The organism is Paenibacillus lentus (assembly GCF_042714055.1).
In the GTDB taxonomy this organism is placed as follows: Bacteria; Bacillota; Bacilli; order Paenibacillales; family Paenibacillaceae; genus Fontibacillus; species Fontibacillus lentus_A.
Genome location: NZ_JBHGVC010000005.1, coordinates 188,910 through 210,370, shown reverse-complemented (window position 1 = coordinate 210,370; position 21,461 = coordinate 188,910). Strand labels below are relative to the sequence as shown.

General features: G+C 47.1%; 20 protein-coding genes. 8 read left to right on the top strand and 12 right to left on the bottom strand.

Annotated features, from left to right (window positions below; translation table 11 throughout):
- Positions 1-214: 214 nt before the first annotated feature.
- From ACE3MQ_RS13590 to ACE3MQ_RS13575, 4 genes are all read right to left on the bottom strand, one after another.
- On the bottom strand, positions 215-1,195 hold the full coding sequence (locus ACE3MQ_RS13590) for a carbohydrate kinase family protein (protein WP_379393432.1): 981 nt from the start codon (positions 1,193-1,195) through the stop codon (positions 215-217).
- 321 nt (positions 1,196-1,516) lie between these two features.
- Entirely contained in the window at positions 1,517-2,395 is an 879-nt protein-coding gene (locus ACE3MQ_RS13585; RefSeq protein ID WP_379393430.1) for a CPBP family intramembrane glutamic endopeptidase, read from the bottom strand.
- Positions 2,396-2,488: 93 nt separating this feature from the next.
- The gene (locus ACE3MQ_RS13580; protein WP_379393428.1) at positions 2,489-3,268 is read right to left on the bottom strand and encodes an AraC family transcriptional regulator; all 780 of its coding nucleotides are present in this window, start codon (positions 3,266-3,268) and stop codon (positions 2,489-2,491) included.
- 5 nt (positions 3,269-3,273) lie between these two features.
- Positions 3,274-3,870 (bottom strand): LysE family transporter, encoded by a 597-nt coding sequence (locus tag ACE3MQ_RS13575; RefSeq protein WP_379393426.1) that lies wholly within the window; start codon positions 3,868-3,870, stop codon positions 3,274-3,276.
- A 226-nt stretch (positions 3,871-4,096) separates the two neighbouring features.
- Between ACE3MQ_RS13575 and ACE3MQ_RS13570 the strand changes: the two genes are divergently transcribed.
- The 3 genes from ACE3MQ_RS13570 (at position 4,097) to ACE3MQ_RS13560 (ending at position 5,635) form a co-directional block, all read left to right on the top strand.
- The gene (locus ACE3MQ_RS13570) at positions 4,097-4,573 is read left to right on the top strand and encodes a glutathione peroxidase (protein WP_379393423.1); all 477 of its coding nucleotides are present in this window, start codon (positions 4,097-4,099) and stop codon (positions 4,571-4,573) included.
- 65 nt (positions 4,574-4,638) lie between these two features.
- A complete protein-coding gene (locus tag ACE3MQ_RS13565) occupies positions 4,639-5,076 on the top strand; it encodes a MarR family winged helix-turn-helix transcriptional regulator (protein WP_379393421.1) in 438 nt (145 codons plus the stop codon).
- 115 nt (positions 5,077-5,191) lie between these two features.
- Positions 5,192-5,635 carry an SPASM domain-containing protein gene (locus ACE3MQ_RS13560; RefSeq protein WP_379393419.1) on the top strand — a complete coding sequence of 148 codons (444 nt, stop codon included), beginning with the start codon at positions 5,192-5,194 and terminating at the stop codon, positions 5,633-5,635.
- Positions 5,636-5,776: 141 nt separating this feature from the next.
- On the opposite strand, the gene ACE3MQ_RS13555 is transcribed toward ACE3MQ_RS13560, so the two are convergent.
- Positions 5,777-6,484 carry a hypothetical protein gene (locus ACE3MQ_RS13555; protein WP_379393417.1) on the bottom strand — a complete coding sequence of 236 codons (708 nt, stop codon included), beginning with the start codon at positions 6,482-6,484 and terminating at the stop codon, positions 5,777-5,779.
- A 696-nt stretch (positions 6,485-7,180) separates the two neighbouring features.
- Positions 7,181-8,164, bottom strand: a complete 984-nt coding sequence (locus tag ACE3MQ_RS13550) for an aldo/keto reductase (RefSeq protein ID WP_379393415.1) — start codon at positions 8,162-8,164, stop codon at positions 7,181-7,183.
- Positions 8,165-8,364: 200 nt separating this feature from the next.
- Between ACE3MQ_RS13550 and ACE3MQ_RS13545 the strand changes: the two genes are divergently transcribed.
- The 3 genes from ACE3MQ_RS13545 to ACE3MQ_RS13535 all read left to right on the top strand — a co-directional run bounded on the left by ACE3MQ_RS13545 (position 8,365) and on the right by ACE3MQ_RS13535 (position 11,242).
- Complete coding sequence (locus ACE3MQ_RS13545) at positions 8,365-9,516, top strand: DNA cytosine methyltransferase (protein ID WP_379393413.1); 1,152 nt, start codon at positions 8,365-8,367, stop codon at positions 9,514-9,516.
- 62 nt (positions 9,517-9,578) lie between these two features.
- A complete protein-coding gene (locus tag ACE3MQ_RS13540) occupies positions 9,579-10,367 on the top strand; it encodes a TdeIII family type II restriction endonuclease (protein ID WP_379393411.1) in 789 nt (262 codons plus the stop codon).
- 164 nt (positions 10,368-10,531) lie between these two features.
- On the top strand, positions 10,532-11,242 hold the full coding sequence (locus ACE3MQ_RS13535; RefSeq protein WP_379393408.1) for a class I SAM-dependent methyltransferase: 711 nt from the start codon (positions 10,532-10,534) through the stop codon (positions 11,240-11,242).
- A gap of 47 nt (positions 11,243-11,289) precedes the next feature.
- Here the strand turns inward: ACE3MQ_RS13535 and ACE3MQ_RS13530 are convergent, their stop codons facing one another.
- Positions 11,290-12,489, bottom strand: a complete 1,200-nt coding sequence (locus ACE3MQ_RS13530; protein ID WP_379393406.1) for an ROK family protein — start codon at positions 12,487-12,489, stop codon at positions 11,290-11,292.
- Positions 12,490-12,812: 323 nt separating this feature from the next.
- On the opposite strand from ACE3MQ_RS13530, the gene ACE3MQ_RS13525 reads away from it, so the two are divergent.
- Together ACE3MQ_RS13525 and ACE3MQ_RS13520 are read left to right on the top strand one after the other, a co-directional pair.
- Positions 12,813-13,448, top strand: coding sequence for a chromate transporter (locus ACE3MQ_RS13525; RefSeq protein ID WP_379393404.1), 636 nt, complete (start codon positions 12,813-12,815; stop codon positions 13,446-13,448).
- A gap of 59 nt (positions 13,449-13,507) precedes the next feature.
- On the top strand, positions 13,508-14,044 hold the full coding sequence (locus tag ACE3MQ_RS13520; protein WP_379393402.1) for a chromate transporter: 537 nt from the start codon (positions 13,508-13,510) through the stop codon (positions 14,042-14,044).
- Between the two features lie 186 nt (positions 14,045-14,230).
- On the opposite strand, the gene ACE3MQ_RS13515 is transcribed toward ACE3MQ_RS13520, so the two are convergent.
- The 5 genes from ACE3MQ_RS13515 to ACE3MQ_RS13495 all read right to left on the bottom strand — a co-directional run bounded on the left by ACE3MQ_RS13515 (position 14,231) and on the right by ACE3MQ_RS13495 (position 21,337).
- Positions 14,231-14,515 carry a contact-dependent growth inhibition system immunity protein gene (locus ACE3MQ_RS13515; RefSeq protein ID WP_379393400.1) on the bottom strand — a complete coding sequence of 95 codons (285 nt, stop codon included), beginning with the start codon at positions 14,513-14,515 and terminating at the stop codon, positions 14,231-14,233.
- Positions 14,516-14,535: 20 nt separating this feature from the next.
- Positions 14,536-16,803: an RNase A-like domain-containing protein gene (locus ACE3MQ_RS13510; protein ID WP_379393398.1), complete on the bottom strand. Its 2,268-nt coding sequence runs from the start codon at positions 16,801-16,803 to the stop codon at positions 14,536-14,538.
- Between the two features lie 190 nt (positions 16,804-16,993).
- Entirely contained in the window at positions 16,994-18,979 is a 1,986-nt protein-coding gene (locus tag ACE3MQ_RS13505; RefSeq protein WP_379393395.1) for a methyl-accepting chemotaxis protein, read from the bottom strand.
- Between the two features lie 143 nt (positions 18,980-19,122).
- Complete coding sequence (locus ACE3MQ_RS13500; RefSeq protein ID WP_379393393.1) at positions 19,123-20,034, bottom strand: polysaccharide deacetylase family protein; 912 nt, start codon at positions 20,032-20,034, stop codon at positions 19,123-19,125.
- Positions 20,012-21,337 (bottom strand): MFS transporter, encoded by a 1,326-nt coding sequence (locus ACE3MQ_RS13495; RefSeq protein ID WP_379393391.1) that lies wholly within the window; start codon positions 21,335-21,337, stop codon positions 20,012-20,014. Before ACE3MQ_RS13495 ends, ACE3MQ_RS13500 begins: the two co-directional genes overlap by 23 nt.
- Between the last annotated feature and the right edge of the window lie 124 nt (positions 21,338-21,461).

Here is a 21,461-nt window from a genome sequence, read left to right as displayed (position 1 = left end):
ATATGCGCATGAAGTGATATAGGTTCAACAGACCACTATATCATATTTACTAGACGTTGTCTCAGTAAAAGAGCGCTTCAACCCGCTTAGCATACACCAAATCAAGGAATAAATTATAGGCTGCAAACCTTCTCATTCGCGACTGGAAACAAAAAACTGCTGCCTTAATACAAAGAAGACTCTGACGCATTAGGCCAGGGTCTTCTTATCCTTGTTAATCCGCTTCCCCTCTGAGAAATGCCTCGACATCCTGCAATGACGGCAGTGCATCGATTGCTCCGGGGCGGCTCGCGGTAAGGGCCGCGGCAGCATTGGCGAACCTCAGCAGCTCCTGCACTTGTTCGTGATCCACCTGTGCCAATTGCTGTAATATTTGCGGCGTTGACTGCGCCTGATAGAGCAGCGCTCCGATAAACGAATCGCCGGCACCGGTCGTATCCGCGACTTTCACGCGATTGCCAGGTACGGACACCTCTAGACCACTGCGCGAGAACCAGGTCGCTCCCGCCGCTCCGCGTGTGTAAATCACATGCTGCACATCCCCGACGAATAACGAGGCGATTGCTTCCTTCTCGTCCGCATGTCCCGTGATGAAGAATAGCTCCTCATCGCTGATCTTTACAATATGGCTTAGCGGCAGGAACTCATGGATCGCACGGCGGCATGATTCTCCATCCGGCCATAGGGGCAGCCTGACATTCGGGTCGAAGCTGATCACCGCCCCTGCTTCACGTGCTAATCCAATCGCTTTCCGGTGAGCATATTTCACTGGGGCTTCAATCAGATCCACGGAACAAAAGTGAAGGAGATCTCCTCTCGCAAACCAGCTATCGCTAATCTCATCCTCATTCAGCAGCATATCCGCGCTCGGGTTACGGTAGAAGGAAAAATCCCGATTGCCGTCTTCCTTGAGGCTGACGAATGCCAGCGCCGTGTTCGCTTCGCTTGTGCGGAGCACACACGAGACGTTTACGCCGCTATCAGCCAGCTTCTCCACCAAAAAATCACCGAACGCATCCTCCCCAAGCTTACCGATGAACGCCGCATGACCGCCAAGCTTGGCTACCGCACACGCCACATTCGCCGGCGCGCCGCCGGCTGCCTTAGTGAAGCTCTCCACACTCTTCAGTTCTACACCCTTCCTTGCCGGAATGAAGTCTATCAATGCCTCTCCGATCGTATACACTGTCGCCATTTGCATGCGCCCCCTATATGTTATGTTCTAAGCTTTCGAACTGAGCTTTCGAGCTTAACTTCTCTTGGAGATTGTCGAAGTGCCCGCCCTGTGGATCATTAAATCCTAAAACCACGTAGTATTGGTTATTGTACTCCAACACCCGGGGTCACGGAAGTCCTTCCGGCTTCCCCTTCCGGGATATTTTTTAGGTAAGGTTGATTCCCAAGGTACTACATACAACAAGACTCATATTAACATCACTAAACGATGTCAGTATGAGTCCTGAAACAAGCTATTATCTTCTCTTTGGACAGCTGTTGCAGCAATCTTCATCTCCAGTCACTTGATAATAGAAGCCGCGTCAAGCTTCCTATTCCTATACAGCATATACACGGCAATAGTACCCAGGATCAATACCGCTACAGTTAGCGCGCTCCCCTCTATACCAAAGATTCCGCCGGATAACCAGGCCGGTCCCTGATCGACTGTACTCAGTAAAGAGTTGTCCGGCACCGTTCCAGAAACATTAAAGCCATATATGTAGCCTTGAAAGTAATTCCAGGTTAAGTGGAGACCGATCGGCCACCATAATCCGCCGGTAACCTCGCGGGCAACCGCCATAATAACGCCAGCCATTATCAGGTTAGCGAAAGGGAACGGGGAACTGAACACACCTGGATTCAAGCTATGTAGAAGTGCGAACAAAATAGAGCTCATCACGATGGCAACCGTTTTTCCGTAATGATAGCGCAGCAGTCCCTGAACATACCCGCGCGAATAAATTTCCTCGGATACGGCCACGCCTACGAACAGAACAGCTCCCTTAAGCATAGGAACCAGCATTTCCTGATCCCACGCTGGCGTCTGCCAGGCGATTCCGCCGAAAGCCCAAATAAGGACAGCCGAGATCGAGATCAGAATGATGCCAGCCACAGCGCCATGAAGAGCGTATGCCGCTCCTTGCCGCTGCTTTAAACCGAACGACCACCCCTTCTTCCGTTCAAAGAATGCATACATCGCAAAAGAGCTCGCTATAAATAGAATCATTTGCAAGTATGGGATCAGCACGCCCTCCCCGATCGAGGTCTCCAATTCAGCCAGATCCATCCCTGAAGCGGTGCCTACAATCGCAAAAACCAATGAAGCGATCGTTATGACAACCATAACCATTACTAAGCTCAGTATGATTTTGCCCACTACTGCAGCATGAGTCTTCATGAGCCACCTTCCTTCACCAATGCAATCCAATCCATTGCAGTAATTATTTCCGCTACAAATATATCCTTGGAATCTTTATGCTGTCAATCCGAGTTATATGCCCAAATGCGACATATATTCAAAGGCCGTAGTCCCGTACACGTTCTTGAAGTGCCTGTTTAAATGGGCTAGATCCACAAAACCGCACTCGGTTACCGCCAAATAGATATCCCTGTTCTCCTCGATCAACCGCTTGGCGCGCTCCACCTTGCAGTTCAAATAATATTGATACGGCGACGTTCCCGTATTCGCTTTAAATGAGCGAATGAATTGATATTTCGACATCCCGAACAAAGTGCTGATATCCTCTATCTTTAATACCTGCCCCAGATTGCTGTGCATCACTTCCTTCGCTTTTCTAACAAAAGAATGCTCCTGATAACCGGCCGGACTGAGATCGACCTCGGAAAAATGATCCGCGAGCGCAAGCAGCAATTCATGGCAGAGTGCTTCTGGCTTACCGCTAAAAATCGCCTTCGTCAGATTTAAGATGCTTTGCCGCAGCCCGGCATGGTATACAATCGGTGCATCAAATAGAACAACCTCCTTCTTCCCCAGCATTTCCAAAAAAAGCTTAGGATGAATGTAAATCATCACATAATCGATTCCTGACCGTTCCCGCGACCGTCCGTCATGATTCTGCTCAGGGTTGAACAGCATCACCCCGCTCTGGTGGGATGACAGCAGGCTGCCGTCCAGATGATACTGCTGAATCCCCCGCAAGGTTACCCCTAAGGCATACTCCTCGTGACAGTGCTTTTTATATTGAAAATCAGATATGCTGGCCGATAAAGCGGTAATTCCTGCCGACTGCCTGTATATGAATTGCTCCATTTCCTTCACCCCTTTATAAGTTCAGCGATTCCCGACACCAAGAACGCGGAATAAATTAGAAACAAAGCTACCAGGATATTCGTGGCTTTTTGATATTTTTGCATAATCCTTTTAAAAAGAGTGCCAAATACCGCCCAAGTTACATAAGCCGATATCCCGATGAAAGATACTATAGCGACAAAGAAGGTTAAAACAAGCCCTGACGTGTAATAGGGCATAACATAGGTTGGAATCACGGTCAACGTAAAAAGAACGACTTTAGGATTGGTGAACTGCATCATAAAGCCGGAGGCAAAAGTTACTGATTGTTTCGCTGTACCTTTGGACACGTCCATTCTGTAAATTTGGTAGGCCAGATAAAGCATAAATCCACTGCCTATCACCCGGATCACAGATAAAAAGGATGGCAAGCCTGCGGCCATTGTACGATTTAGCATAACAGAAGCTGCTACTAAGATGAAGAAAGCGAGGGAAGCCCCCATAATATACTTCATAACCCTCTTAGTTCCATATTGGTGAACTGCTGCTAAAATGACAATATTGCTGGGCCCCGGCGTAAACGTAACGATAACGCAATAAATGAGAAATGATGTAATGTTCATAAAAACGCTGCTCCTAGCTCCTACAAAGGTGAAATTCCCTTGCATTATAGAGCCTAGGTTAAATGGGGAATAGTATATTATTGCAGTGCTCAAAACAAATCCATTGCCAAAACCGTTTTAATCGTATACGATTTAATCGCATACGATATATTTGTCGTATATAAAAACATCTTCGTCATATGTGTTAAGTGTATTTGTTCATAGGCTTACTAAAGGAGGATTATCCATGAATAGCGTGTATGACTTTCAGGTTAAAATGACCAACGGGGAGCAGAAGTCACTCCAAGATTACAAAGGCCACCCTTTAATTATCGTCAACACCGCCAGCAAATGCGGATTTACCCCTCAATTTGGCGGGCTTCAAGAGCTGTATAACAAATACAAGGATCAGGGACTGGTCATTCTGGGGTTTCCCAGTGATCAGTTCAACAATCAGGAGTATGATAATATCGAGGAAACGACGCAGTTCTGCCAGATCAATTATGGCGTGACCTTCCCGATTTTTGCTAAAATCGACGTCAACGGGGATCATGAGGATGCCTTGTATACATTTCTCAAGCAGCAGCAAAAGGGGCTCCTGTCCAGCCGAATCAAATGGAATTTTACTAAATTCCTGGTTGACCGCGAAGGAAAAGTTGTCAAAAGATACAGCCCGACGGCCCTGCCAAGCAAAATCGAGAAGGATTTAATCCCTCTGCTGTAAGACATTTCAGACTGGCTGGTTGGGTCAACTTAAATTCTTAACATAATAATTAAGGTGTGAACATTTTGGAGGATTTTTTAACGCTAAAAAAACAGCTCTGCTTTGCCGTCTATGAAACAGCCAGTGAATTCAATAAGCTATATGCCCGCGTGCTTCAGCCCTTCGGGCTAACCTACCCTCAATATCTAGTCTTACTGGCGCTATGGGAGAGCGATGGAATCACCGTCAAAGACCTTGGGGAGAAACTTGATCTGGGAACCGGCACGTTGACTCCCATGCTTGCCCGGATGGAGGCCAACGGCTGGCTGCAGAAAAGGCGATCTCAGCAAGATGAACGCAAAGTGTATATCCATTTACAGCCGAAGGCGCTTGAAGAAAAGCCGAGCATTACGCTTTCAATCCGTGAGGAAATACGCTCCTGTCAAATCGGGCTGGATGAATACGAGCAATTAATGCGGCAGCTCAACGACCTGCACAAGAAGTTGAAGGAAAGAAAATCATGAAGTTTGGGATCCGGATTGCACAAAAGAAGCCCTCTCTTTTGAAATGGTGCTTGTTCCTACCATTTTACCAACGAGGGGCTTCTTTTTTTCGAGAAAATCGGGGATGCCTTCCCCTGTGATTTCTATATTAACGAGAAATGGAAAATCGGTAACGCCGGCTGATTTTATTGCCAGCATGCTGGCTCATCCAAACTATGAACGCTTCCACCGGATGAAGCCGGCCTTGCCGGAAAAATGCCGATCCTGCGAGTGGCAGCGTTTATGCTACGGAGGGTGCCTTCGGAATCGGATGTGGAATGCCGAAGATGATCGATCCGATCCCGATTTCTTTTGTCAAAGCTATATGCAGATTTATGCCTATGCCGACAGGAGGATGCAGGAACTCGGCGACCGGATCCGCCGGGAACTGTATGACCGCAACATACAGAAGGCATTTAAAGGCAAGGCGCGGGGACGAAACCAACCTTGCGCTGTGGAAGCAGCAACAAACATAAAGCCTGTTGTGGTTCCTCTTGACTTCGGACAAAAATCTCAGACTGTATTACTCAGGTTCCAATGAACTGAAGGTATCGTTCTTTTTTGACAAGGTTACATCTCCAAATGCAACATAAATTCAAAGACAGTAGCGACGCTAAAGGGCCCTGCATCATCAATGGTCGAAGCAAGCTCCCGTCATATAAGCAATACCTATTAAAATTATTTAATGAATCATATCGTGGTTTTGAGTCTCCATTTTTGTTACGCCTTCCTCCAGATATTTTCTAGCCTCTTCCCCTACCGGTATGAGGAAGCTTTCAGATGTAACCTTAGATATAACATCTAACCTCCATACTCCCTCTTCATTAAATTCATGAACAAAATTAAAAACTCCATCTTTATCTTTTAGCCCCTCAGAAATAACAACCTCATTTTTTAAGGATAGTTCGATTTTAACATCTTCACCCTTCAATATGTTTCCAAATTTATCCATCAGCTTAATTTCTAATTCTACTTTTTGATTGTTAGAAATTATTTTTGGAGAGATATTTGATACTATATAGTATTCAACCTCATCTGCCCCAATATTTTCAGTAATAGAGTAGCTCCAAGTCATTTTTTCATTTGAAATTATGTAACTGAATATCCATTTCCCTTCCATAGGTAATTCAACTTCCGCTAAATATATATCACCCTGATCCCTGTATTCACTCAGAGTAATTTTATGCTCCTTCATATTTTCAATATGTGCATCGAACTCAATAGAGTATGCATCCTCTAGGTTCATTTTTTCAATAATAGAAGTTAAAATTCCATCCTTATATTTATGCTTTATTGGGATAACAGGTGTTACAGCAGTTTTAATAGAGTTACAACCAGTTAGAATAAAAGTAAACAAAATCAACAGTAAGATATATACTTTAGTATTCATAATATCCTCCTTTCACCATCGGGAAATATTTATCAATGGTGGATAGCCTGCTTCAGGGAGAAGGAATGCAAAAAAGGTGTATAGTAGTATCAACGAGGACAAGATAATAATTAAAATAGACACTTTTTTTGATATTTTTTTCAGTAACGAATAAATTCCTAATCCAAAACTAATTAAACTTATAAATAAACAAATTAAAAAAGAATAAATTGTATCAATTTTCGCAAGTATTGAGCTGAAAAAAAGTATACCGAACAAACTAATAAGTGTAAGAGCGCTTAAATTAATTATTATTTTTTTATTCATTTTTATACACCTACCTTGAGATATAATTATATAGTTATTTTTATCTCTAATGTTATATAATGTTCTATTGCAGAAAAACAATTTTTAACTTCTACTTTATATAAAGAGAGTTGGAACACTGTTATTACTTAAAATAATATCTTAGATAAAGTTTCTACATTTATGTTAAGATTACTGAGCATTTTCTTAAAAAAATAAGCAGCCCTGTTTTAGTTAAATACTAAATCAAGACTGCTTACTATATTCAGAGCTTTGGTAACATAGGATATCCCTTCTTTTGAAGGGCCTTCTGACTCCGTCGGCCAATATGGTTTTTCGCCTGTTCTGAAGTTTACATTCCTATCATTTACCCCAATCTTTGTAAACGAATTGCCCTAAGAAACTGCGCTATTAATAAGCACCGCGAATATGCTCCGCTACCTCGCTCCGATAAAACGCTTGAAGCCGCTCCAACTCCTCGGGACGAAACGCCGGAACCTGCAGCGTACCGAGGTTGTCCTCGACCTGACGGACATTCTTGAAGCCAGGAATGACGCAGGTCACTTCCGGATGATCGAGAATCCAGCGCATCGAAGCACGGGCCATATCCCCGCGTCCCTCGGCAATCCAGGACAGCTGGGATGCCAGCTCGACGCCTTTAGGGAAAGGCAAGCCCGCAAACGTCTCGCCCACGTTGAATTGCTCTCCGTTCGCGTTGAAATTCCGATGATCGTCCTCGCTAAATTTCGTATCCTTCGTAAACTTGCCCGTCAGGAGACCGCTCGCCAGCGGCAATCTGGCCAAGATCCCGACACCTGCAGCCTTAGCCTCTGCAAACAGCTCCTCCGCCGGCTTCTGGCGAAATATATTGAAGATGACCTGCAGCGCCTTGACGCCAGGTACGCTCAGGCAGAACAGTCCTTCCTCCACCGTCTCCACGCTGACGCCGTAGTGGCGGATTTTGCCCTCCGCTTGCAGCTTGTCCAGCACCTCGAAAACTTTGCCATCCTTCAGCACCGCAAGCGGCGGACAGTGAATCTGATATAGGTCAATGCGCTCGCGCTGCAGCCGCTTCAGGCTGCCCTCGCAGTAGGCGCGCACCGTTTCTTCCGAGTACGTATTGAGGTCATGGATATCCCCCGCCCGGCAAAACTTAGTGGCAATATGGATTTCGTCCTCTTTGCCCTTGGTCGCTCTAGCCAGAAGCTCTTCCGCATGCCCCGAGCCGTATACATCCGCTGTATCAAAAAAATTAACACCTTGCTCCATCGCTGTCGCGAGACCTCGCAGCGCCTCCTGGTCATCGGAGTGACCCCAGCTGCCGCCGATCGCCCATGTCCCGAAGCTCAGCTCGCTGACTCGTAATTCTGTATCTCCCAATTGCCGATAATTCATCGTTCCATCCTCCTTAGTACCTGTCTCAATATGAGAATAGTCAAAAAAGCGCTTTCCTGCAACCTGAACGGCTGAAAAGCGTTTAATATTGAAGGATTTCGTAGCCTATCCCTTATGCTTCCTAATTGAACGAGAAAGATTGGACCTATCTCCCAAACGATGATATAATTGTTTTACTTGAAGACGTAAGAGGTGACAAAATGACGGTGGCGATATCCTTTTTCTCTGGAGCAGGTGGTCTGGACATGGGAATCCAGCAAGCTGGATTCGATATCAAGCTGACTGTTGAAATCGAGAAAACCTACTGTGACACGCTAAAAACAAACCACCCCGAGTTAAACGTTGTGCAAGGGGATATCATGACCTACTGCAAGGATAAAATCTACGAAGAAGCCGGACTTGAGCCCGGACAGGAAATCGATCTGATGTTCGGGGGAAGCCCCTGCCAATCCTTTAGTACCGCTGGAAAGAGACAAGCCTTCACAGATGCGCGCGGACAAGCCATGCTAAAGTTTGCGGAATTGGTTACGGAGGCCCGCCCCAAGGTGTTCCTGCTAGAAAATGTACGCGGACTCCTGTCCGCAGCTCTAAAGCACCGACCGATCAATCAAAGGGGCGAGGACTTCCCGCCGCTGGAGCCGGAGGAGATGCCTGGGAGCGCATTAAGCTACCTGCTGGGCAAAATTCCCGACTATAACATTACGTTGGAGCTTGTAAATGCCGCCGATTATGGCGTTCCCCAAACGAGAGAACGGGTGTTTATCGTAGGCGTGCGATCCGACCTTCATACGAGCTATCGCTTTCCAGCAAAGACGCACACGCCGAATGGTGCGGATGGCACCTCCAAATGGGTCACCTTAGGAGAAGTGCTAAGCCAGTTATCCGTAGAGCAGCATCATTACGTGGAATATTCCTTGGATCGGTTAAAATATATGAAAATGGTTCCGCAGGGCGGCGGATATTGGAGAGACTTGCCGAAGGATATCATTAAGCAGGCGATGGGCGGAGCCTATGAATCCGGCGGCGGAAAAATGGGCTTTTTCAGACGATTGCATGTCCATAAACCCTCCCCGACGCTGCTGACCTCCCCCATGCAAAAAAGCACCAATCTCGGGCATCCTTACGAGGATCGGCCCCTAAGCATTGAAGAGTACCTGGCAATCCAGGAATTCCCCGTGAACTACATCATGTCCGGCTCCCTGACGCAGCAATATGTACAAATCGGCAATGCGGTTCCGGTCAGATTGGCGAAAGCGATCGGAGAATCCATCTATGATTTGATCCAGCAGCGAAAGACGACGCCAAGCCTACCAGCGGAAAGAGAGATTGCCGCGACGAATCAACGGGATTAGAATAAAGGTGTGGGACAATAGTCCCGCGCCTTTTACTTATTTATTGGCAGGGAGGTAATCATTTGAATGCTCATACGCAAGAAGCGATTGTCCGCCACTTGGCCCAAGTTATGGAACGTATTATCGAGAGACGCTGCATTATGGAGCCCTTTGATGAGAAGGCCGTAGAGAACGCCAATCCCTTCGGTTTTCGGCTTGTGCCGCTGGAGGTTTGGAAGGGTGCTAAATTTGAAAGGTCATTTGTAACGACGTTGGGACAAGGCATCTTCGAGCAAATCGGCAAGCTGATTGCGCTGGGCAGCGGCGCTGAAGCCATAAATCAGCATGCGATCACCTTTAAAGTATGTACCTGGCGGTTGGAGAAAATCGATTCTATTCTAAGCAAACTGCGGCAAAACAAAAGCACGCCAAACTGGCAGCAGGAAGTCGAGGAAATATTGGCGCTGGAAAATGAGAGATTCGAAGAGGTGACCGTGCTTTCTGACCTTTATATTCGCCGTCCGAGCGGCACGGAGGAATTCTACTCCTTCAAAACAGTGAAGCCCAATCTGGATCAGACGGAACGAGCCAAGCGAGACATGCTGAGACTGATTGCCGGCGATCCGGCAAGAGAGCCCTATTTCGGACTGCCGTTCAACCCGGCTGGAGACGGAAATCCTTACCGGAGCTCTGGGTTTTCCATCCCTTTTAAAATCATGAATCTAGATCAGGACGCATCCGTCCTCATCGGTTCAAAGCTGTGGAACAAAATCGGCGGCGACCCGAATACATATACCGAATTACTCCAATTGTTCGAGCAGGTAGGGAATGTAATGACCCCGAAAATCAGGCACGATTACTTTGGAATATAGGAAAATGGCAGAATCATAGATATAGCAGGGCAGATTTAAGCTTGACTCCTTCTCCAGTCTGAGATTTTATCACCCTCAAGATGGATTCCCCTGCTCCCATAATGTGGTTAAATTAATAGACAATATGCGTTACGCATTGATTAAACCGTAGGGGGGATCCCTTTATGCTCGCCAAGAACGATATCCATCCGGATTCCATTGCTGCTGCCAATCAGGAAATCCAAAGCTTTATCGACTCTGCCGCCATTGACGGTCAGAACAAAAAGTATCAGCGCATGTATGACAAAATCGCACCTGTCTATAACCTGTCCAACAAACTCTATTTTTGGTTGAAATTTGGTGGGGAAGCGAATTATCGACGTCAATTTCTAGATGAGCTGGAGATTAGAGAAGGAGATAAGGTGCTGGAGGTATCTTGCGGCACGGGGGATAATTTTAGATTTTTGCCCAAAAGCATTGAACTGCATGGACTCGATATATCGATGGGAATGCTGAAGACCTGCCAAAGGCACTTGAGAAAATGGAGGCTGACTGCCTCCCTTTATCACGCCTCCGCTGAGAAGCTGCCTTTTGAGGATGCGTCGTTTGACGTTGTATATCATGTTGGGGGCATCAATTTTTTTAATGACAAAACGCAGGCCATTGAAGAAATGATCCGGGTCGCGAAGCGGGGAACGAAGCTCGTCATTGTCGATGAAACCGAGAAATTAGCAAAAGGAACTTATGAGAAAATACCTCTCGTAGGCAGTCAGTACAAAAATCGCAGCGCGATCCAGGCCCCGTTGGATCTGATCCCGCCAGAGATGCAGGACGTTCAGGTGAAGGAAATCTGCGATGGGCTAATGTACTGCTTGAGCTTCCGTATTCCTAAGTAACCGGTTAAAAAAGAGACCCCGAAGGAAGGGGCCTCCTTATTTCGCTCTCACAGCGGCAGCTGCTTAAACATCATTACGGCCGCGCCCGTGGAAACGGCATTTTCCTGGAGAATACCTTTAGAGAATTTGGGCTGGTATTCCGGATAGTAGTAGATGTTCTTCTGAGCAACGGAAATCGCGGTATCGTAATAGATCCCGTGGGCATTGATCAATGCTCCCCCCAATATGACCGCCTCCGGGTGAAGGATATTAATCAGATTAGCCAGGCCGATCCCCATATAAACGGCGGATTGGGTAAATAGCTCACGAATAAAGGGATCTCCCTGGTTCAAGGCCTCTACCAGCATATCGAAATGAATGCCATCCGGCTGAAATTCCTCAACCCCAGCCAACTGGTTTCTGCCCATTTTGCGCTGCTCCCTTACTTGCTTTTCCAAGGCTTGTACGGAAGCAAATGCTTCAAGCGCCCCATAATTCCCCTCATTATGCAATCTCGGCCCATCCGTCTGAATGATCATTTGTCCAATGGAGCCCTCCATATCCATCGCCCCATGAACTAAGGAGCCGTTGGACATCATCGCGGATCGCAGTCCCGACCCGGCATGAATATACAGCATGTGCTGAACCTTCTCGCCCCGCAAAGCCCAATGCTCGCCGATCAACGCTGTATTCGCTCCATTTTCCAGGGCCGCCGGGATACCTGTCTCCTTCTCCAGCCATTCGCATATCGGAACATGGGCCCAGCCTGCAGCGGAAAAATACCGCGGCTCCAAAATAAGGCCTCGATGTCTGTCCAGCGGCCCGACGGCCCCTACTCCTATTCCCGCCACCTTATTTTTATCCATGCCGCTCTCTTGCAGCATAGCGTCGATCTTCCCGCCGACATAGCGAACCAGCTTCTGCGGGGTCATGCTTTCATCCATCGGCCAGCGGCAAGAGGAAAGAACCTTCATATTCAAATCAAATAAGCCGAGCGAGGAATAGAGCCGGGATATTTCCAAGCCGAAAATCACTTTATGCGTAGAATTGACCTGATAAAGAATAGGCTTTCTTCCACCCGTAGATTCTCCAAAACCCGCCGCGGCCAGCCAACCCTCATTCGTTAATTCATCCAGCAATCTCGTCAGGCTGCTGCTGGTCAAGCTGAATTCGTCCAACAGCTCTGCTTTGGAGACGTGATCTTGCCCCGCTATTCGCTCAAAAACCGCTCTCTTTGCGCTCAATGCTGCTTGACTTATTTTATTCATAAGGAGTCGCCTCGTTTTATTCGCATTATTCTTATCGGATATCTATTATTCATTATATCTATTTGGCTTCGAATTATCTAGGCGGATACTTTTGTTCAATTCAGGAAAAAGATTTCTATAACCCATGGGATTACTGTGAAAAGAAACTTGCTTTCTTATTTGAATTTATTATATTACATCTGGAACGTCATTTTTTCGAAAAGTTAGAAACAAATCGAAAAACTTAATTTCAATTTGGAAATAAGTTGCTATAATGGAGTTAGGCTTTAACGGTTTTATCAAAAGTATGCTGTGACATCAAGCAGATTAGGGAGAGAATAAGCATGCGAACTGGATTGAAGAGCAAGTTGATTGTGCTTCGTGATTTATTTTGGACTTTTTTTAAAATAGGGCCTTCTACCTTCGGAGGGGGCTACGCAATGATTTCGACGATTGAGCACGAGGTCGTAGAGAAGCGACAGTGGATCGATGAACGGGAAATTAGCGATATTTTCTCTGTCGCCGGATCTGCTCCGGGTGGAGTCGGTGTTAATTCCTCCGCTTTTATCGGCTACCGGCTGGGCAAAATCCCTGGAGCGGTTGCCGCCGTTCTAGGCATTACGCTTCCAACCTTTCTCATCTTAATCGGCTTAAGCGCCGGATATTCTCTGCTGCAAAATGAGCCGAAAATGATCTCCGCCTTCAAGGGTATCAACGGTGCGGTTATCGGGTTAATCGCCGTGGCGGCCTATCGGATGGGCAAAGCCTCGCTTTTTGACCTTTCTACCAAGCTGGTGACCATCGCCTCGCTTCTGGTGCTGCTGTTTACCGGGTTAAATCCGATATTCCTGATCTTGATCGGGCTCATTGCCGGCAACGTCATTATGGGCGTCAAGAAAGCGCTGGGATTGCCTCTTCATACGGAAAAGCAATCTCCGGCCGGCAGCTCGGCTGTAGAGTTTATAGAATATTATATTTGAACCAATCGCTTCGAACAGGCTGGATGATGAAAATGGACTTATTATAAGAGGTGAATTGTGTGCTGCTGTGGAAGTTGTTTCTTATTTTCATGAAAATTGGTTTTGCGTCCTTTGGAGGCGGCTATGCCGTAATCTCCATGATCCATTACGAGGTTAGTCAATATGGATGGCTCACTCCCGAGCGTTTCCAGCATATTGTCGCTCTGGCAGGGATGTCCCCGGGCTCCATTGCGGTAAACGCCGCCATGCTGATTGGCCTTGATATAGCTGGTTTGCCGGGAGCTATTGCCGCCATTGTGGGGATTATCCTGCCATCGTTGATCATCATCGTTCTGGCAGCTAGATTTTTCTACAAAATCCATACCAAGCCTTGGGTTCAATATTCTCTCTACGGTTTGCGTCCGGTTATTATCGGGCTCATCATCTATGCGGCGATTCACTTGGGCTTCCCCAGCCTGACGGGCAGCTTGTTCAACTGGACAACGTTAGCGACCCTGCTGATTGGCGGCGCAGCCTTTGTGTCGATTGTGAAATACAAAATCCACCCGCTTACAGTGATCGGTTTGTCTGCCTGTGCCGGTATTGTTTTGTTTTGAGCCGCTGGTTTCGCAAATCCGGCAAGCTTCGGGGAACTTGGGCTTTATTCCAATAAGCCTAGCGAGAATAGGTTGTGAAAAAAGATCATCTATATCGTAGCGTGGTGATGTTCCCCGGCCTCCATCCCCTTGGATGTAATAATGGTTAGGACGTTCGGATCAAGGTTTCAGATTCGGGTAAGATGCCTATTTACTTAGTTCTAAATTACATAAAACATGCTGAATTAGCCATTTAAGCTTTTCTTCATTCATTTTTCTCATACCATATTTTTTAACAAATCTCTGAACTATATCCCAATTACCCAGTTGAAGAATCAATTCTAACTCCGCTTTAAGACTTTGTCGATACTTTAGATTTTCAGATGAGTTGAAATCATCTATGATTTTTTCCAATTCATCATAATTAGTACTTACATTAAAATAACATTCAAGAAAATACCTAAAAGTTTCAAAGCTCAATTCTTGATTCAAGATATCCCCACCTACTACTGTTATTTAATGATTGGAAAGAAAGTTAAAATTTTAAATCCTAGTTCTTGGTTCGAATCTCTAATCAAGACTACTCTAGAATCAGTCAGATCGTAAACAACTTGTTTTTTATCTTCAAGCACACCTTTGCCTACCGGATTCTTATGTGAAACATCAAAAATCTTTCTTCCCGTATCAGATTCATTTAGCCACATGGCAATATCGTCCGCATTTTTACGCAAGTTTTCTTGAATGGCTCTTATTGCTGTATTTTTATCATTAAATGAAGTAGCTGCTTCAACATCCTCCTGTATTGCTCTTCTAATCAATTCCTCGTTCGTCTTAGAAACATGTCTATCAAGAGTATGCCCTCCAGCAGATTCCATTCTATCGAGAATATCATTATCTACTTTCCGAATTGCATCCGGGCTAATATTAGGCCTACCTGACCCGCCACTCGATCCTGAATCAGGCTTGGTTCTGGAGAACAGCGGTTCCGTCTTCGGCATGTCTAAATCCCGGACAGGGATTGTAAGGCCATCGGGTGTATTAAGCGATGTCTGCGTCCGCGTTTGAGCCGCTTCCTTCACGCTCTTCACAAGTTCCTTCACGGTCTTGCCGGAGAATTTGGCTCCTGCTCTGACGGCCCCTTCTACCACCGTGAGCGCAAAAAACGCCTTCGTCAGAGCTCGTCCGTATTTTACGCTCTCCTCATAGGTGGCTTTTCCGGAAAGAACCTTAGGCTGCAGTTCGATGATATCCTGGAAAGGAACAACGAATTCCTCTGCCGCTGCATCGCCAAGCAGCTTCTTCATATCATTGATCGTAAGCTCGCCGTTCACAATCGCTTCACCTATAGCGTAATACCCCGGCACTGTATCTGTCCAGAATCCCAAATTCGCCGGATTGGAATTGATGGCGAATTCGGCTACGTCTTTCACGTCTTCATACAGTTGACTGACGATGCCGTCCCCCACGCCAACTATCGTTACGGCAGCGGTCAAGCCGCTCGTGTTCAGGTTCGGATTATTCCTCATTCCATAACCACTTTCAGCCATAGCTAATTCCAGCAGTCCCTTGGTGATCTTTCCATCTACCTCGAACATCTCCAGTCCAAACCATTCCCGCCTAACCGCCGCCATGGTACTGACCGTGTTGGCAATATGCTGATAGCCCGCTACGGCCACCAGGAATTCCTGATTGTATTCCCCGGTGACTTCGCCGTGATAGATGTTCATATTCTTCAAATACTGCTGCATTTTCCGAATATCCTCGGCAGGAATCGCCTGATTATATTCATCCAGCAGCTCCTGCATTTGCCTCCGCCGCTCTGCCTTTTGATGTATCGCTGCAGCGACGGAGTCGTAGTTCAATTTGGCCCACTCCCGGTAGTACGGGTTTAACATGCCGGCCGCAATCATCAGGCGCAGCTCGCTCTCCTTAGGCATCGCAGACATATCTTGCTTCAGCGGATTATAGTCGCAAGCATCCAAGGGAGACCCTTTATAGAACTCGGCCAAACGAATACCCGTTTTATACCATTCCTCAGACACGCCCAGTTTCGTCAGCTTCTCCCTTTGCTGCTCAGCAAACTTATGGGCATATCCCATGTATAACTCATGATCATACATGGCGTACATTTTATAAGCCGCCTGGCTGCGGGCAATCTCCTCGAATGCTTTGGCAATCGTCTCCAATTCCTGGCGAGCCCATGCTTGCTCCTCCGCAGACCCGGTATCTAATATTTGCAAAAGAGAAGCGATCCGCTCGTCCTCCTTCACAGGTTCTAAGCGATGTATCAGGGATGCATCTTTTATTTCCAGCAAGGTTCCCTTGATCCATTGCAGCAGTGATGGCCGTGACTCGGCAGACGAAGATCCCCCTGGATCAGAGACATTCTGCCTCACCTTATCCCTAAACCGTTGAAACCAGCTCTGGATCGCCCCTTTCAGGGTAAACCTGGACGGTTTCTTCATCACACTTGCCTTGGCAGCGTCCTTCTCTGCTTTTATGTACTCTCTTTCAGCATAGCGTAAAGCCTGAACCTTCTCCCTCATTTGCTCGTCAATACGCTCTGCCAGCTTCTCAATTTCCTGCAGCAAACCACTCACTTTGCGCGCCGTCGACCGCACGTCATGCTCAGAAGACTCGGTATAAGCAGCTTCAACATCGCTAGCTAACCGCCTCAGTTCCCTGGACATTCCCGTTATTCCATTCTCCATCGTCCGCTCTAGACGCTCCAGGTCACGTGCCAAGCCACCGATTCTGCCGGGTTCCACTTTATGCAGCATACCCAACCTCATTTCAGGAAAATATTAGTATCAAATATTTTACCAAAATACTTACTTTTGAGGAATAAACCGGGATACCTACAACGAGATAATTCCATCACTCCATTTCAATACTAAAATTGAAATATATAACAAAAAGACACCTCGAAAGGTGTCTTTTATCATAAGCTTCCTAGAAGATTTTCAGTCTTTAGACCTTAAATACATGAATTAATTGTTTAAGCTCCTGCATCATTTCGTCCAGATCTTTAGAGGACTGCGAGATCATCCCCATAATCGCGCTTTGCTGTTGAGAAGTAGCCGATACGGACTCCGAATTTGCAGCCGATTCCTGAGCCGCTCTAAACATTTCCTCCACCGAAGCCGTGATTTCCTCGGAGCTGGCGGATAGCTGCTGCGTGGTCGAGGACACATCATGCATTTGAGTGGCTACCGCCCGAATCGAGGAGAGAATATGCCCAAAGGTTCCCCCGATGTTCTCTACGCGCGAAATTCCTTCTCCCATCACTTGAATACTATGCTCTACGGCTTCGGCCGTCGTAGTCGTTGAGCTCTGAATCACCTTAATCAGCTCAACGATGCTTGAGACCGATTCGTTCGTCTGTTCAGCCAGCTTCTTCACCTCATTGGCCACAACCGCAAATCCTCGGCCATCCTCTCCGGCTCTAGCCGCCTCGATAGAGGCATTAAGCGCCAGCAGAGAGGTCTGGCTGGAAATCATCGAGATGACGTCAACAATCTGACCGATTTCCTCGGAATGGCTGGCCAGCTCCTGTATTTCCTTGGCGGTATGCTGCGCAGCTTCACCGATGACGTTCATTTGGGCAATGGCCGACTGAACCTCTTCATATCCACGTTCCACTTCATTTGTCACGCTTTCCGATTGATCGGTTACGTCCACAGCCGTTTCCGATATTCGCTGCACACCGATGGACATTTCCTCCATGGCTCTTGCCGATTGCTCAGCGCCCATAAGCTGTGTACGCGCCCCCATAGCCACCTCGCCAATAGCTGAGGCAATATGGCCAGAAGCCTCTGCAGACTGATTCGCCGACACGAGCAGCTCGGAGGATGCCGTAGAAACCTGGCCTACGGTCAGATTAATTTTTTGCACAATGTCGGACAGAGAGTCGATCATAGCATTGATATTCGTGCCCATTTGGCCGATCTCATCTTTCGATTTCACCTGGATTCGCTGCTTCAAGTCTCCCCCGGCTACATATTTCATCACATTGGATACACGAACGATCGGCTTTGCAATCCAACGGGTGAACAGCAAGGAAATCAGCGACATGATCAGTACAGAAATAATAATTATAACGGTGGACAGAGTCCGCGCGCTCTCTACCTTGGCATAAATTTCGCTTTCAGGCACAGTAATAATCAGCTTCCAGTCCGTATTCGGAACGGTGCCATAGTAATTAATCAGCTTCTCCCCATTCTCATCACGATAGCTAACCGAACCGTTATCCTGGCTCAAAATCGTCTCAAAAGCCGCTTTTTTCTCCGGTGTATTCTCGAATTCTTCAATAGATTTGCCTATCCGCTCAGGATCCGGCGAACTATAGTACACTCCGCTGCTCGAGACAAAATATCCGTATCCGCTCTCTCCCAGCTTGATCCGTTCGCTCATTTCCCCAAGGGAATCCGGAGTCAGGGAAAAAGCGACACCGCCGAGGAATTCTCCGTTATCGCCGAGAATAGGAACAATTACCGGAATAATGTAAATATCAAGCGGTTCCAAATAAGACATATCTGCAACTGAAGGCCGCTTCGTCTCTTTAGCTTCCAGAACATAATCGGCCTCGCTCATATCTGAGGTCATGCCAAGCTCATTCTTTAAGATGCCCTTGTTATCAAGCAAGCTGTATCCTTCAGATTGGGTGTCGCTATGATCCAAAATCGTAAGCAGAGGAAATATCTCCTCTTCCTTCATCGACTTGAATTCCTCATGCTCGGCTATTACTCCTTCTACGGCCCTTGTTTTGCTTTCGACCCATTCGTCGATCCGATCTATATTCATATGAAGCGTCTGCTCTGCCATCTCCTCGGTATCGTCTCCTACCACGCCGCTGAAATAGCTCGTGAAGAAAATTGTAGATATCAACAGCGGTACAATCGATATGGCTAGTAAAACCGCCGACCACTTCCAGTGAATAGAATTAAACCTCTTCATGATGAGAACCCCCTAGTATGGTAGACCTATATTCCTAACGAAAAATAGCAATATTCAGATTATATCGGCCTGTATATCGCTATTTTTTTGGGGGTAAACCATGAATATTATGAACTTTTTAAGTCTTTTATCCTAAATTCGTATTACTTCGCAAGTTCTCCTAAAAGCCTAATGCCTGACCGAATACGCGAACGCCTAAGCTTCTCCTCCACATATCGGTAGTCTACCAATTCCACACAGGCATCCTGCATCGCATAGTCAAAATCGTCATCAAACAGCAAGCGGAACTCCCATACCCGCTTCTCCCAATGGGGGATATGCATACTCATCCACGAATCCTCCGCTCCCGGATGAATATACGTCTCACTGACGCCATTAGGAAGTCTGTAAAGCTTGTCTATTATCGACTGCTTGAAGCTGTCATACGTTTCCCCGGCTTGCAAGCCAAAGGGATGCGACAACAGATAATCCGGAATCGATACCCCAAGCGTATCTGCCAACGCAGCAGCACGAGCGACCGGTCGCTTAATACCCGACAACGAGCTTAGTAGCGGATCCTGGTCATCGATGTAACGAAAGAACCTCGCTGGCAATTTCCAACGGGAAGCCCTCCAAAACATGTGCGGAAGCAGACTGCGTCCCGTTTCCATGCCGTACAAAGTTCCCATATGATTATCGACATGGCTGATCGCAACTCCCGCACGCTTTACCCTCTCGTATTGGGCATCAAGCTCTTTCAAGACGGCTCGGGTCTCTACCCTCTGTTCGAATTCCCTAACAGTCGTATACTGATGGCCGCTCTCATCATGAAGCGAGGCATGGCCGGTCAAGCTGCGCCAACGCAGCGCTTCGAATTCACTGGTCAGCGTCAAGTGAAGCCCGATATTGGGCTGCTGCCGACGTGCGCTCCAAGCCGCGGCTTCTTCGAAGCCGGGAGCCACGGCCATTAGGGTGGCCGATGACACCTTGCCCTCCTCCAGCAGATGCATTATCGCCTGATTCATGGCGTGGCTTTGTCCGAAATCGTCACAGTTAATGATCAATTTTCTGCTCATGGTGGCGGCAGCTCCCTCCTTTATTTTCTGAAAAATCAAATTTGACCGAGTAAGATATGATCACGGATATCAGCAGTAAGGATAGCGGCACAACGCTAATTAAGTACTGGAACGTCAGCTCCGGCTCGGGTCCCGGGCGATCGCCGCTTTCATACCCAAAGATCATGCCGACCACAAAAAAAGCCAATGCCGAAATCAGGCCGCTCGAGCGCGTAATAAATCCGCTTACTGCCGTATATATGCCTTCTCTTCTTAAGCCGGTTTTAACCGCATCCTCATCAATAATTCGCCCTCCGACCAGCGCCGGAGTAACCAGGAAGCCGGCCAATCCAAAACCAACGATGACACCTGCAATTATGCCGCTAAGCAAATTATAACCGAACCAGAGCGGAATGACAGATAGCCCGTATATCATAAGCGATAATCGCCAGGCCTTGACGCCATCCATTCTCCGAATGATCCAGTACCATACGAACACTAGGGGAATGACCGACACGAAAACCGATGCCAGCAGGATCGAGACATGGGCCTCTGAAATGTGCAAAACATACTTGGCGTAAAAAGGAATGATCGAGCTGATCAGCCCATTCACCGTTTGCGCAAATGAATTGGAGATGTTGAACACCCAGAATTTTTTATTCCGCAGCGTCTCCTTGAAAGCAGCCACCAGCCTAAGCGGCTCCCCTTGACCGGATGCCCTGTTCTCCTGCACGCTCATCATGCAAAGGAACATAAATACACCGAATATGCAGGCGTACACGACAGCCATATTGGAAAAGCCTATTGCCGTAAAAATAATAGGCGTTAATGCTGTTCCTATGAGCAGTGCCACTACTTGATAACCCTGCTGAATCGCTGAGGCTTTAGCGCGGGGACGATCTCCGCGAAACAGCTCCGGGAAAAGCGCTCCGTAATTCACCCACAATACCGTAGCCACAGCTTCGAAAAGAACGAGAGTGACAAGAAACCAGGTGAACAGCCCATGGTTTGCCAATCCAGCAGGGGGGGAGAACACAAGCACGAAGCACAGCATAAAAAGAGGGATGGCCCCGAACACCCATGGCCTGCGGCGTCCATATCGGGTATTCGTCCGATCCGACCAGTACCCGAATAACGGATTATTCACGGCATCCCAGATTAGAAAAATAGTCCGCGCTAAAGTAGCCAGTCCAAGGCCTAGCCCCAGCTTCTCTACATAAAAATAACTATAGAAAGAATTGAATGCCTGACTTGGCACCATCATCGCAAACATTCCTAATGCAAACATGTACGGTGAATTGATCCATTTCCCCTTCGTTCTCATGTCCCCCACGCCCCTATACGCTAAAAGTGAGATGCAATCCCGAACGATACTTCAACTGGAGCTGTCTGATGCTGCTGAATCCGTCCGATGAAATAAATCAAGCGATCCTGATCAGGATCGCTTG